The 14,474-nt window shown below is 38.9% G+C and carries 8 protein-coding genes; 7 read left to right on the forward strand and 1 reads right to left on the reverse strand.

The window, feature by feature from the left end:
* The first annotated feature begins 11 nt into the window (after positions 1-11).
* Genes H8692_RS08315 through H8692_RS08325 form a run of 3 tightly spaced genes read left to right on the forward strand, consistent with a single transcriptional unit; the run spans position 12 to position 4,366 of the window.
* Positions 12-1,343, forward strand: coding sequence for a metal-dependent hydrolase family protein (locus H8692_RS08315; RefSeq protein WP_187525449.1), 1,332 nt, complete (start codon positions 12-14; stop codon positions 1,341-1,343).
* 14 nt (positions 1,344-1,357) lie between these two features.
* Complete coding sequence (locus H8692_RS08320) at positions 1,358-3,052, forward strand: M28 family peptidase (RefSeq protein WP_187525450.1); 1,695 nt, start codon at positions 1,358-1,360, stop codon at positions 3,050-3,052.
* A gap of 24 nt (positions 3,053-3,076) precedes the next feature.
* Positions 3,077-4,366 (forward strand): MFS transporter, encoded by a 1,290-nt coding sequence (locus H8692_RS08325; RefSeq protein WP_187525451.1) that lies wholly within the window; start codon positions 3,077-3,079, stop codon positions 4,364-4,366.
* Positions 4,367-4,438: 72 nt separating this feature from the next.
* Here H8692_RS08325 and gdhA read toward each other — a convergent pair whose 3' ends face one another.
* Complete coding sequence (gene gdhA, locus H8692_RS08330; RefSeq protein WP_177268495.1) at positions 4,439-5,806, reverse strand: NADP-specific glutamate dehydrogenase; 1,368 nt, start codon at positions 5,804-5,806, stop codon at positions 4,439-4,441.
* A 249-nt stretch (positions 5,807-6,055) separates the two neighbouring features.
* Here gdhA and H8692_RS08335 point away from each other — a divergent pair, with 249 nt between their 5' ends.
* From H8692_RS08335 to mgtE, 4 genes are read left to right on the forward strand one after another with little or no spacing between them, the layout of a single operon-like run.
* Positions 6,056-10,927: a nicotinate-nicotinamide nucleotide adenylyltransferase gene (locus tag H8692_RS08335; protein WP_187525452.1), complete on the forward strand. Its 4,872-nt coding sequence runs from the start codon at positions 6,056-6,058 to the stop codon at positions 10,925-10,927.
* Entirely contained in the window at positions 10,924-11,895 is a 972-nt protein-coding gene (locus H8692_RS08340; protein ID WP_187525453.1) for a lactate/malate family dehydrogenase, read from the forward strand. The genes H8692_RS08335 and H8692_RS08340 overlap by 4 nt, the downstream gene beginning before the upstream one ends.
* A 35-nt stretch (positions 11,896-11,930) precedes the next feature.
* Positions 11,931-12,995 carry a flavodoxin family protein gene (locus H8692_RS08345; protein WP_187525454.1) on the forward strand — a complete coding sequence of 355 codons (1,065 nt, stop codon included), beginning with the start codon at positions 11,931-11,933 and terminating at the stop codon, positions 12,993-12,995.
* 51 nt (positions 12,996-13,046) lie between these two features.
* Entirely contained in the window at positions 13,047-14,453 is a 1,407-nt protein-coding gene (gene mgtE, locus H8692_RS08350; RefSeq protein WP_243206956.1) for a magnesium transporter, read from the forward strand.
* Positions 14,454-14,474 lie beyond the last annotated feature (21 nt).

Raw genomic sequence — 14,474 nt, forward strand, 5'->3', positions numbered from 1 at the left:
CGGAGGGTTTCATGGAATTGAAGGAAAATTATGTGTTGAAAAATGTAAACTTGATTGATGGTTACGGAAAAGAAATAAAAGAAAATATGTTTGTAGCGGTAAGCGGGCGACACATCATGCAGATTGATGATATGTCTGAATACAAAGCAGACAACGTATTTCAGGAAATTGAACTTGCAGGTCATTATGTGATGCCGGGGCTGATAGATGCACATATTCATCTATCAGGAGGACGTGGAGAAGGACTTTATTTGGATGGAGATATTATTTCAGAACCGAATCTTATGAGAGGAATGCGTTCTGTTGGAGATGCTCAGACGTTGCTGAAAAGCGGAATTACATCGTGCAGGGATATTTCGTGGAATGGCCTTTATTTAAAAAGAATTTTCAGAGAGGAACGCATAGTGGGGCCGAGAATCATAGCTTGTGGTCCGGGCCTTGCGAGAACAGGCGGACACTGTGATACATTTCAGTTTTCTGAGGAGATGGTGCAAAAACGGCATCAGTGGGCTGTGCTGGCAGATGGTCCCGAGGAATGCCGCAAATGGGTGAGAAGGATACTCAGGCAAGGTGCAGATCAGATAAAGTTTTGGGCTTCAGGAGGTGGGAATTGGGCTACAGATAATGTATTTGATGTACATTATACTTTTGAAGAAATGAAAATGATATGTGATGAAGCACATAAAATCAGTGGAACTATGGTGTGTGCTCATGCTGAGAACCTGGAATCAATTAAACAGTGTATAAAAGCAGGAGTAGATACAATAGAACATGGAGAAATGTTAGATGAGGAATGTATGGAGCTAATGATTGAAAGAGGAATTATTCTTGTTCCAACGATAAATCTTCTGACAAATGCAAGCGGCAGTTTTGATTTGGGTTCAGAAGAGGAAAAACCCATAAGAACATTTGCATTTCATCAGAGAAGTGATGGTGGCCCTGAAACATCTTTGTATTCAGATGAAGAACTTGAAATGTATACTAATATGATTATCGACAATTTTTCCAAGGCAAAGGAAAAGGGTGTGAAGATAGCGATGGGTTCGGATACTGTATACGAACCAGTGACTCCGTATGGAGAATATACTATGCAGGAATATAAGGCCTTGAAGCATATAGGGATGACTGTTTCGGAAATAATTACTTCTGCTACGCTGAATTCTGCAAAAGCGTTAGGAATGGATCATAAGACAGGAACTTTAGAAGTGGGGAAATTAGCAGATATCTTGGTACTTATAAAGAATCCTGCAGAAGATATAGAAATATTATGTGATAATTCAAATATTCGTTATGTAATACAAAATGGAAAAGTAGTTGTTGAAGAAGGGTACTTAAAATATTAAGAAAGGATTAAAAGATGAAAATAAAGTTTAAAGAAAAATTATTTCCTAAAAAAGAAGAAATTTTTTCATGGATATGTGATTTATCGCAGTGGGGGCACAGAAAAACAGGCTCAGAGGAAGGGCGAAAGTCAGCTGAATATATTGCTTCCAAATTCAATGAATTTGGACTTGAGGATATCAAAATCGAGGAGGTTCCCGCAGTGTTTCTAAATACCGATATATGCAGTTTGAATATAGACGGCGATGATTTTGAATGTTTTGCGGGAAATGGAACTAACAGAAAAGCAGAGACAGGTATTTTTGAGATTGGAATTGACGGATCGGAAGCAGAATTCGTATATATAGGAGAAGGTAGTGAGGAAGATGTAAAAGATTTAGATCTGACCGGGAAAATTGTTGTCAGTGATATGCGTTTTCAGAAAATGAGTGCTGATATGCGTATGGATATCTTTGAAGAGGCGGAGCTTTTTGATCCTGAAGGAAAGCTTAAAAAAACGCTGAAAAAATACAATATTTTTACTCCGGGAACATGGCCTTTTAATTATATCAATGCTTCTAAAGCAGGAGCAAAAGGTTTTATAGGGATATTGGATGATTATTATGATGATCCGTATTGGTACAATGAAGATTATACGGATATCGGACTTCCTTTGGAAACGGAATATATGGCTTTGCCGGCAGTTTGGATATCAAGAAGTAGCGGAAATATTCTCAGAGACAAATTCAGGAAAAAAGAAGTGCTGAAGGGAGTTATGAAACTGCGTTCTGATTATAATTACAGAACTGCAAGGAATGTAAGCGGAAAACTGCCGGGTCAATCTGATGAGATAATACTGGTTCATTCACATCATGATGCTGTTTTCACAGGCTCGGTTCAGGATGGTTCAGGGATATCGGAGATGATGGCTCTTGCTAAATATTTTTCTCAGATACCTGAGGAAGAACGCAAGAAAACTATGATGTTTGCAGCTACAGATACTCATTATGCTAATTATGTCGGGCATGAAGAATTCATACGTACAAGACATTCCAATGGTGAAAAGCTTATACTCGATCTTTGTATTGAACATATAGGAAAAGAAACTGCTTTTGATGAAAATTACAATGAATATGAAACAGGAGAACCTGAATTTAGAATTGTGTATGTATCTAATCAATCCGGCTTGTATGATATCGTAAAGGAAAAATATGTTAAGTATGGTCTTGATAAAACTCTGTTTGTTAAAACAGATGTAGGGAGAGGTCTTGATCAGGAAGAATATGAGTTTTCAGAAAACGAAGTAATATCGGATGCATATTGTTTTAATGAAGATGGAATTCCCATAGTCAGCATGGTCTCTCCTCAGATGTATATTTATCATCCGTCTGATAAACCTGACAGAATTCCTATTGATCAGCTGGAACCTGTCGGTAAAGCTTTTGCGGAAATTGTGCTTGAGGCAGCTGCAGGAACAGGAAAGGTTAATCAAAATTCAAAAGAAAAAAAAGGTACAGAGGAATTTTCTAAAGGTATATCAAATACGGTAAAAGAAATATTATCAAATGAGGAGGCGGTAAGGATAATCGAAAAATATGCGCCAGGCCTTACAAAGGATCCGCGTATAGATATGGCGATGGGTATGAAGCTTAAATCTGTTGCCCCTTTTGTCGGTTCTAAACTTAACAGGGAAGTTTTAGCAGCAATAGATAAAGAACTGAAAGAATTATAAAAATCATATTAAGGAGGAAGTATTATGGTTACTTCAATGATTCAATTAAAGGTTCCCAAAAGTAGAAAAGCTATATCACTTGTAATGATTATTTTGATGGAATTATGTATATGTTCTGTTTATTCATTGGCAGTCTTTGTCGGACCGTTAAATGAGGCTTACGGTTGGTCTGAAAATAAAATAGTCTTGGCATATACATTAACTATGTTTTGTGAGTTTCCTGCATTTTTAATAGGCGGATGGTTTATGAATAAATTCGGTGTGAAAAAAGTCCAGGTAACATCAGGTATACTTTATGGTGCGGCAATAATTATAAGCGGACTGACATCAAATGTTATGATATTTGCGATTATGCAGGGAATTATGGCAGGATTGGCAATGTATGGTGTGTATATATGTAATGTAGCGCTTATAAATTCCTTGTTTCCTCGTAATAAAGGGCTTGTTATGGGTATTATGTTTGGTGCACAGGGAATAGGGAGCATTGTAATATCTCCTGTATTGGCATATTATATACAGTCCTTTCCGGTTAGCAGCGTTCTTGTGGGAGAAGGTGCAGTATTTACCATAGTTTTGCTTATTGCCACTATGTTGGTATACGATCCTACACAAGGAGATAAAAAATTGCAGGCAGAGATCCAAAAAGCGGCAGATGAACAGGAAATAGCAGAGACCATTGCAGGCAGAGACGAGAAGGCATTGCCGTCTATGGGCTGGAAAAAGGCATTGACTCACCCGGCGTTTTACATGATTTTCTTTTCAATTATTACCATTCAGATGATAGGTAATGTGTTGGTAACTGATATTGCTGTTCTGGCAGAAAATATATATGGTATCAATGAAATGGGTTCTGCGTGGGTAGTTTCTGCATTCGGAGTAGGTGCCGGATTGGGAGGAATTATCATAGGTATCGTTTCAGATAAGATAGGGCCATATAGGACAACTTTTTTTCTCGGAATAATAAATGGCATATTATTGATAGGGTTTGTAGTTCTCGGAGTAAATAGTTTTACGGCATATGCTGTTATATGCATAATACAGGGATTTACATATAACGGCATGACAACACTTAATCCGATTATGATAACCGACAGCTATAGCATAAAAGATATGGGAACCATATTGGGGCTGATAGGAATATCATATGCTGTAGTTGGCGCTATAGGCCCTCAGTTGGGATTATCCGTTCAATTTATCCCTATGATTGTAATATGTGCTTGTCTGAGTTTGGCAGGTGGAGTTTTGGTAAAAGGAGCTGCTCAAAAATTAAACAAATATTATAAAATGACGGGGAGTAGTTGTGTTGTGAAATAAGTTTTACTATATTATTAAAGCCCAGTTCAAAATTAATTGAACTGGGCTGATATTTTTTGAATGGCTATTGATTTATACTAATCCCTGAGCCATCATAGCTTCAGCAACTCTTTCGAAACCGGCGATGTTAGCACCCTGTACCAGAGCGTTTTTATTGCCAAAATAAGTTTCTCCGGCTTTTGCACAAGCGCTGTAGATATTCTTTATAATCTGGTGCAGCTGTGCATAAACGTCTTCATGCTGGAATACAGTGTGTCCTGCGTTCTGACCCATTTCGATGCATGAGCAGGCAACGCCGCCAGCATTAGCAGCTTTAGAAGGTCCTACAGCAATCATTTTATCCATCAGATAAACGAGAGCATCGTTAGTTGTAGGCATGTTAGCACCTTCGCAATAGAATTTGCAGCCTGATTCAACAATGTTTTTAGCATCTTCCATATGTACGTCGTTCTGCATTGCACATGGGATGAACAAATCAACATTAGCTCCGAAGTCCTGATGAACGCCCCAAGGCTTTTTGCCTGCAGTAAACTTAGCATTAGGGAATTTTTCAGCATAAGGTGAGCAGATGTTTTTACCTGATGCTCTGAGTTCAAGAAGGAAATCAACCTTTTCATCAGTGTTGATGCCGTCAGGGTCATAAATGTATCCGTCCGGACCTGAGAATGCAATCAGGTTAGCGCCTAACTGCTGCAGTTTCCATGCAGCACCCCATGCCACATTACCAAATCCTGAGATAACAACATCTTTTCCTTTAATGTCTTCGCCATTGGCTTTTAGCATTTCTTCAGCATACCATACGATACCGAATCCTGTAGCTTCTGCTCTTCCGAGGAGTCCGCCGTAAGGAATTCCTTTGCCGGTGAGAACGCCTTCATATCTGTCAACGATTCTCTTATACTGTCCGAAAAGGTAACCTATTTCTCTGGCGCCGACACCGAGGTCTCCTGCAGGGACATCAGTGTTAGGTCCGATGTGTCTGTATAATTCAGTCATGAATGCTTGACAGAATCTCATTACTTCAGCGTCTGACTTTCCGTTAGGATCAAAGTCGGAACCGCCCTTGCCGCCGCCGATAGGAAGCCCTGTTAAGCTGTTTTTGAAAATCTGCTCAAATCCGAGGAATTTGATGATTCCGGGATATACGTTTGGCGCGAATCTGAGACCGCCTTTGTAAGGTCCGATTGCACTGTTGAACTGGTATCTGTATCCTTTATTAACCTGTACTTTACCAGCATCGTCAACCCAAACAACTCTGAAAGTTACTCCTCTTTCAGGTTCAGTTAATCTTTCGAGAAGAGCAGCTTCTTCATATTCGGGATGCTTTTCGCAAACCGGTGCCAATGAAGTCAAAACCTCTTCTACTGTCTGGTGGAATTCTATCTCGCCAGGGTTCTTCTGCTTACAAAGTTCAATAACTCTTTCAACATAATTTGACATTTTTTTTCTCCTCTTTAATAATAAAATTCGCAAAGTTGGTAATGCCTTATTAACTTAAATATATCACTTTGTTAAAATGCAGTCAACGGGTTTTCAAAGGTTTAATCAAAACCGCAACTTTATAATAAACGCGTTGCAATAAATGTAAGTAAAGGTAAAATCTCATCAACCATTGTTTGTTGATTCATGGCAGACATGATATAATAATCGGAAGAAAAAAAGCCAAACTGTGTAAATGGAGGAACAGGTTTGATTCGTAATATAGTGAGAGAAACACAACAGGTGCTTACAGACAGAAGATCCCTCGGTTTTTTCGGTACAAACAGAAAAAACATGATCCGTCTTTTAAATGATCTGCAGTGGAAAAAGGTTTTTACAAAACTTGCCGAGAACAGAGAGTTTTCGGCGGAAAAAATATTGGAGGAAATGAAGCCTTTCATGGAAAAATGGTCAGAAGAACCAGAATGTGGCTGGCTTCAGTTTATATGTGAAGAAACTAAAGCTGCCATGTATCCGGAAAATTATATTGCACGGGCAGAAACCGGGCAGAACAGAGCCAAATATTTTTTCCTTGAAAATTACAGGGCTTTGTTGAGATATGAGAGGCAGAGCAAAGGTTTTTCGCCTACAGATCATATAGACTTTTTTGGGAAAGATCAGGTTAAGGAATGCATCACTTTTAAAGAATATGAAAGACTGTTAGATTTCTGGAAACGTGATTATATTTTTGAATTTATGAGGATTAGCCGGGAAATAACGCCGTTTAATACGATAGGTCATATAGGTGGGGTTCACTATGTTGCTACATTTGTCGGAAAACAGCTTTTAGGTACCGATATACCTATAGATATGGCACTTGTCTCGGGTGCCGCCGCATGCCATGACTTGGGAAAATTCGGATGTAGTCCGCAGGAAGCCGAGCGAATCCCGTATCTTCATTATTATTATACAGATGAGCTCCTTAAAAAAGAAAATATGCCTATGACAGCGCATATCGCCAGCAACCATTCCACATGGGATCTTGAACTGGAAAACCTTTCTGTGGAATCTTTACTTTTGATATATGCTGATTTCAGAGTGAAAAGCAGCAGACGAAACGGTGAGGAGACCATACATTTTTATACTCTTTCGGAAGCTTTTGATGTCATATTGGAAAAGCTTGATAATGTTGATTTGGAAAAGCGACACAGATATGAGAAAGTTTATGCAAAGCTTAAGGATTTTGAAGATTATCTTATTGACTTGGGCGTAGAAACAGATGTATGGAGTTCTCCTGCTCACAATGTGGGAGTCTATGAGCAGGATATGGCACTTTTGATGGCAGATCAGGTAGTGCAGCATATAAAGTATACTGCTATAGAGCATAATATACAGATAATGGGAATATTCAACAATGAATCTGCTTTCGGAAGTCTCATAGAGGCTGCCAGAAGTGAGAAACAGTGGAAAAGCCAGAGGACTTATCTTAATATTCTTTCGGAATATTTTACTTATATGACAAAGCCGGAAAAACAGCTTACGATAAATTTTCTGTATGAATTGTTGTCTCACAGAGAGGGGGATATAAGACGTCAGGCAGGAAGGCTTATGGGAAATATAATAGCTGAATATGATGATGTATACAGAAAGGAGATTCCTGAGTGGGCCGGAAGCGATAGCATAGATGTATCTGAGGCTGCTGAGATATGGGATACATATCTTCACAAAATAGTGTTTCCGGATTATCGTGTTACGGATCAGCACAGAAGCTGGATAGGATATACTCTCAAGGTAGTTCTTCAGGGGCTTATCGAAAGCTCTGAGGATGGTAATATAAGTGTTTTTATGAGACAGTACTTCAGGCTGTTCGGATTCAGCCGTGTTAAAGACAGTGCTGTATTTGTGCTTCTTGATTCTGTTATAACGATTCCGCAAAAGCTGTTTTCTGAAGAAGAAATGATTTCCGTTTTAGAATTCGCCGAGACGGTATCTGTAAGGGAACCTGTTGAAATTAAAATAGGAGCTCTGAGAGTTGCCGAATATATTTCTGACAAGATGGACAGCTATTACGTAAAAAAATGTATAAAAAATATAATAGGCAATGCATGTGATACCATGGATAATATAAGTGTGTCATATTTGGTCTATAAAATACTGAAGAATATAGGAGAGGAAGAAAACGCCAAGAAATGTTATGATAAGATTGGATTACTGGAAGAACAAGGTTCTTTGAGTGATGCTGTATCGGCAATATTCAGAGAGAATCTCAAAGTAGGAACTCCGTGGGTTGTGAAGATTGTTAATATGGAGTTTCTTCTTGAACATGCTCTAAATGACAGACTCAAAGAACAGACCTTCTATCTGGCCTCTCATTTTTCTAATCTGATAAAAGTCAGTGAGAGAGTTACCGTAAGGCATAAAGCGGGGAGAGGTCTGATTGAGATCGCAAGGACACTTCCTATAGAGCAGATAAATGAGATAGTTATAGAATTAACAAAGGGGCTTGAGATTGGTGAATATCAATTTTCTAAATATATTCCGGAGTATCTGGGTGAGCTTGTTCTTTATCTGTATCCGGGTGAATTGGATGAGTTTATGGACAATATAGGAGAATTGATAGAAAATACTAATGACAAGGTAGGTTCAGTAGCATTGGATACCATAGGAGAAGTTATAAAAAAATATTCGTCTTATAGATATAAGAATATTGAGCCTAAGGTAGAATATGAGAGTCGCAAGACAAAGATGCTGGGGATGCTGCTTAAGGGGTTTGCCAATTATCATGAAGTGGTCAGTCAGGAAGCAGTCATGGTTACAGGTCAGTATATTTTCGGAACAGAAGAACTTTCGCAAGAAGAAAAGTTTGATATTTTCAGGCAAACATATAAGAAGATTCTGACTCTGATAACAGATATAGAAGAGTATGATATGAATTTCTTTACGAATGCGGCTGCGCTGAATCATATATATAGATTTATTTCTGAATACAAGTTTAGCTGCGGAGATATGAATCTGCCGGAAAATCATAATATTGCATTCTTTCCGGGAACTTTTGATCCTTTTTCTCTTAGCCATAAAGGAATTGTACAGGCTATAAGGGATGAAGGATTTGAGGTGTATCTTGCCATAGATGAATTCTCATGGTCAAAAAAAACGCAGCCGAGGATGATAAGAAGACAAATAATTTCAATGTCTGTGGCAGGAGAACCTGATGTTTTTCTGTTTGCTGATGATTTTCCTGTCAATATTGCAAATCCTGAGGATCTTAAACATTTGAAAGAACTGTTTCCCGAAAAAGATCTTTATATAGTGGTAGGAAGCGATGTGATAATCAATGCGTCTTCATACAGGTCAGAAGCAAGCTGCGATTCGATTCATTCTATGAATCATATTGTTTTCCAGAGAGAAACCATGGAGAATAGGGGCAAAGACAGGATAGCTCTTGAAAAGGCATATGAAAACATGAGCGGAAAAATAAGGGAGCTAAAGCTGCCGGTGTATCTGGAAGATATAAGTTCAACAAGAATAAGAGAGAATATAGATTACGGACGTGATATATCAAATCTCATAGATCCTGTAGCCCAGAATTTCATATATGATAACAGCCTTTATCTGAGAGAGCCTCAGTATAAAAATGTATTTGAGATAAAGAATATATCATTTGAATCTCTTAAGTACAGAGGAAGCCAGATACTGGCGGATATGGAAGAAGATCTGAGAGAAAGAGGATTGGATGTGGCTTGTATAAAGCGATATCTGGATGATCCGGATGTAAGTGCTGCGGTCATGTGGAATGAGAATCGGCGCATATGTGCTATTGCGGCTGTGAATGAGATAGAAACAGGAGAGCTTTATGACGAATTCAAAGATGTGGAGATAGCGTCTTACCTGAGGGAAAAGGCTACAGGGCGGATGCTGATTATACGGGGCCTTTACTGTTCGTCGAATACAGATATGAGAAAACTGCTGCAGATAATAACGACAGAGGTATTGTCAGAAGCAGTAGCAGATGATATGACATACGGTATATATCATCCTCTTGAGGAACAGCCAAGTAATAATATATTGGACATACTGAGTCTGCAGGGATTTACTGAAATAATTTTAAAAGGCGAGCCTCAGGGTGTGTATGAAGTCAATATGAAGGAGCCTATCGCTGTTATTGAGAATATGGATACGGTTTTGAAAGAGCCGTTTAATACTAATCAAAAAATACTCAGAATACTTGAACAGACTCATATAGAGATGCAGAGGGCGTTAACTAAGCTGAATCCGGGGAATCTTGTCTTGTCTTTTAATGCAGGAATCATGCATCAGAAGATAGTCGACATGGTAACCAAGAATAATAATGTTCCAAATTACCCCGGAATGAAGCGGAATTTGGGAGAATGTATGTGCGTGCCTTTTGGGAAGATACTCAGAGGTATGGTAGTACCTAATACTGTGACAAAGACTCTTCATACTGAAAAGATGTTTTCGCCGACTCTTGACAGTTTCACTATAGAAGAATATCCGATGTATGCTACCATACCTAATCAAATAAAGACGATAAAGTCTTTTAACAGACCGGTGATACTGGTGGATGATCTACTTCATAAAGGGTACAGAATAAAAGCTCTTGATCCTATTTTTAAGGAAAATGATTTGAAAATAAGAAAACTGATAATGGGTGTTCTTTCGGGGTATGGCAGAGATTTAATGACTATTCAGGATCGTGATGTGGAAAGCGCTTATTTTATACCGAATCTTAAAGCATGGTTTGTTGAGTCCACTTTATGTCCGTTTATAGGAGGAGACGGTGTTCAGAGTTTTGAGAAGACAGAGGCGAATTTGATACCGTCCATAAATCTGATACTGCCTTTTGCAGCACCTACATTTCTTCATGATTCCAGTAAGGAAGCAGTTTATGAGATGTCAATGGTATGCATTGACAATGCGGCCAAGATCTTCAAGGTCTTGGAAGAAGAATATCAGACGCTGTTTGAGCGAAAGCTGACTATAAAACGCCTCTCGGATGTTATAAAATCGCCGAGAATGCCTAATGGATCAAATAGAGTAGCCGTGGATTTCAACTTATCTCCGTCGGTATATATGGCTGATTACATGGAGAGACTTTTAAGATTGGAAAGTGCGTTAAAATGAGATATATAAGTGAATTGATAGATAAAAACAGAAAAACGAAGCTTAGTGAAAGCTCGGTGATGTTTCCTGACAAAAAAAGGATAAAAAAGGACAGCAAAGTGAATCTTCTTGCTTTAGGGGATGTTGGAGGTACCGTTCTTATGGGATTGAAACTTCTTGGAGGAAGTACCATAAGTCAAATAGGAATATATGATCTGGATGAAAAAATGGCGAGACGATATGAGATGGAGATCAATCAGATATCTTTTCCCGATGGAAGAAAACTGCCTTTTGTAGAAATCCTCAAGGAAGAACGAATTTTTGACTGTGATATGTTTGTGTTTTGTGCATCTCTTGGCGTACCTCCGGTGGGATCTTCGGGAGATGTAAGGATGGCTCAGCTGAAAGCCAACCGCAGATTGGTATCTATGTATGGAAAAAAGGCTGTGAAAAGTGGATTTGACGGTATCTTTGCAGTTGTATCTGATCCTGTGGATCCTCTGTGCAAGGCAGCTCTTATGTCAGGTCTTGATCCCTGTCAGATCCAAGGATATGGCCTTGGTGTCATGAATGGACGAGCTCGTTATTTTGCAGAAAAAGATAAACGGTTCACCAGATATTTGAGAGAAGGGAGAGCTTTCGGGCCTCATGGAGAGGATCTTGTAATAGCAGACAGCATCAAAGTATATAATGATGAGATATCAAAGGAATTGACCAAATTTGCGGTGACTGCTAATATGAGGGTGAGAGAAGATGGATTCAAACCTTATATTGCTCCGGCTATGTCATCGGGGGCAATATCTCTTATAGAAACTCTTAAGGGAGAGTGGAATTATTCCTCAGTTTATTTTGGCTGCGGGGAAAAAGGAGCGTTTTTAGGGTGTAAAAATAAGAGAACGCCGGAAGGTATAGTAGCAGAGAATCTTCCACTTGATGAAGCGCTGTTTATGAGAATAAAGTATGCATATGATAATTTGAAGAACCTTTAAAAAAAGACGGTCCTCAGCAGATGAAAGGAGAAGTTATGAAAGATTTGATTGTAATAAATCCATACTGTCCAGAGGAAAGTAAAAAAGAGAGGCTTGAAAAAATAGTGCGGTACAGTGTAGGAAACAGGATTCATAAGGTTTTTTCCACTGTGGAAGAAGTGGAGAATGCTGATCTGAGGAATAAAAGAATACTATTCACTATTTCTTTGGGGCAGTCCGGTATAAACTTAAGCTGGTATGCAATCATGAAATATCTGAGGATTAACAGCAATGCTCTTGACGGATCCGTAGGAGGAGTTATCCTTGACGGCAACAGCGAGATATTCACGAAATCAACAGGACGGAGTCTTGTGTTTACTGCTAACAGAGCCGGATGCACGTTTCCGGGCAGACCTCTTGTGGAAGGGACAAGGACTTTGAAGAATTACAACATACAGGCGCAGAATCTTAACACTGATAATATGGGAGCATATATGACAGCCGGAAGAGATCTGGTAAATAATATTATGAAATATTCTCCGAAGAAGAAAGCCCATCCCAATATACTGGTACTTCATGCCGGAAACAGCAGTATATCAAACAGTTTGGCTCTTTGGAACATGGTGAAAAAACATCTGCCGCAGTGCCATTTTAACGAAATTTCTTTGAGAAACGGGCAGATTATAGACTGCAGGGGGTGTTCATATGCAACATGCAGACATTTTGGAGAAGAAGGCAGTTGTTTTTATGGGGGAACTATAACTAAGAAAGTGTATCCGGCTATTCTGGCTTGTGATGCTCTTGTGATGGTATGTCCAAATTATAATGATGCTTTAGGAGCTAATTTGACAGCTTTTGTGAATAGAATGACAGCGCTTTTCACTGCTCATAGGTTTTATGATAAAAGTCTTTTCGGAGTTGTGGTTTCAGGCTACAGCGGAGGGGATATTGTAGCGGAACAGCTTATAAGCGGTCTTAATATGAATAAAACCTTTGCTTTGCCCGGCAAATTTGCTATACTGGAAACAGCTAATAATCCCGGAGAGATAACAGTCTCGGAAGGAGTGGGCAGAAGAGCTGAGAGCTTTGCACATAACATGAAAAGTGTTCTGATAGGATAAAGCTGAAAGTTCAATTTTTAGATTTACATACTCGGGAAAGGAGGCAATATCATGACTGAAACATCTATGGATACGGATATGAAGACACAGCAGTTCGATGAAGATGTTGACAAGATTTTGGGACTGCTGCAGGAAAAATCATATTTTAAAGCGAGGGATGAGATATTAAAACATAATGAAGTTGATATTGGTGAAATTCTCGAAGAGGTGCTGGAATCTTTGGGAGTAGAAAAGACTATCATCATATTCAGGATGCTGCCTAAAGATGTATCCGTAGAAGTATTTTCTCATTTGCCCTCAGACGATCAAGTGACTATTGTTCATGGAATAACCGACAGGGAAATTTCATATATCATTGAGGAACTTGATTTTGACGATAAGATTGACGTATTGGAAGAACTGCCGGCAAATATAGTAGATAAGATACTTGAAAATACGCCTAAAGAAGAACGAAAACTGATAAATACTTTTTTAAATTATCCGGACACATGCGCAGGAAGTTTGATGACGCCTGATTATATAAGCCTTCAGGAGACCATGACAGTTTCTGAGGCTATGGCTCACATAAAACATGAGGGTATGGACAGCGAGACTGTTTATACGTGTTATGTGAAAAAAGGCGGGAGAAAGCTTGACGGTATCGTTTCTCTCCGAGCCCTTGTCATCGCAGATGATGACATGAAAATATCAGAGCTGATGAATACTGACTATGTATATGTCAATGTTTACGATGATCAGGAAGAGGTGGCTGAAACTTTTAAAAAATATGGTTTTTTAGCTATACCTGTGGTTGATAATGAACACAGGCTCGTAGGTATCATAACATTTGACGATATTCTTGAAGTAATAGAGGAAGAGACTACTGAGGATATCCAGAGAATGGCAGGAGTAATGGATGATTCGGATACAGAATACCTTGATATGGGGGTTTTCAGGCATGCTCGTAACAGGATACCGTGGCTTGTTTTCATGAATATATCAGCCATGATAACAGGAACCATAATTCTAAGGTTTGAGACAGTACTGGCTCAAGTGATTATATTGGTTTCGTATTTGCCTCTTCTGATGAGTACAGGTGGAAATACAGGATCTCAGGCGGCGACTCTTGTCATAAGAGGTATGGCTGTAGATGATATAGATTTGAAAGATGCGCTGAAGGTTGCTTGGAAAGAGTTCAGGATAAGTATAATACTGGGAATATCCCTTAGTATTTTGAATATGGCAAAGGTTGTATTCATAGACGGACAGAAAGTGATTATAGGATTTACGGTGGCACTGTCTATGATAATAATCGTAGTTTTTGCTAAACTTTTGGGAAGTCTTCTGCCTATGGCTGCGAAAAAGCTCGGTATAGACCCTGCCTTAATGGCGAATCCTATGATATCGTCACTTACAGACATGTTTTCATCGGTTACATTTCTGCTGATAGCATCTTTGCTTTTGGGAATAACTCTTTAAATTTGTTTGTAATAAAAAAAT

This window comes from Lentihominibacter hominis (genome assembly GCF_014385065.1).
Taxonomy (GTDB): Bacteria; Bacillota; Clostridia; order Peptostreptococcales; family Anaerovoracaceae; genus Lentihominibacter; species Lentihominibacter hominis.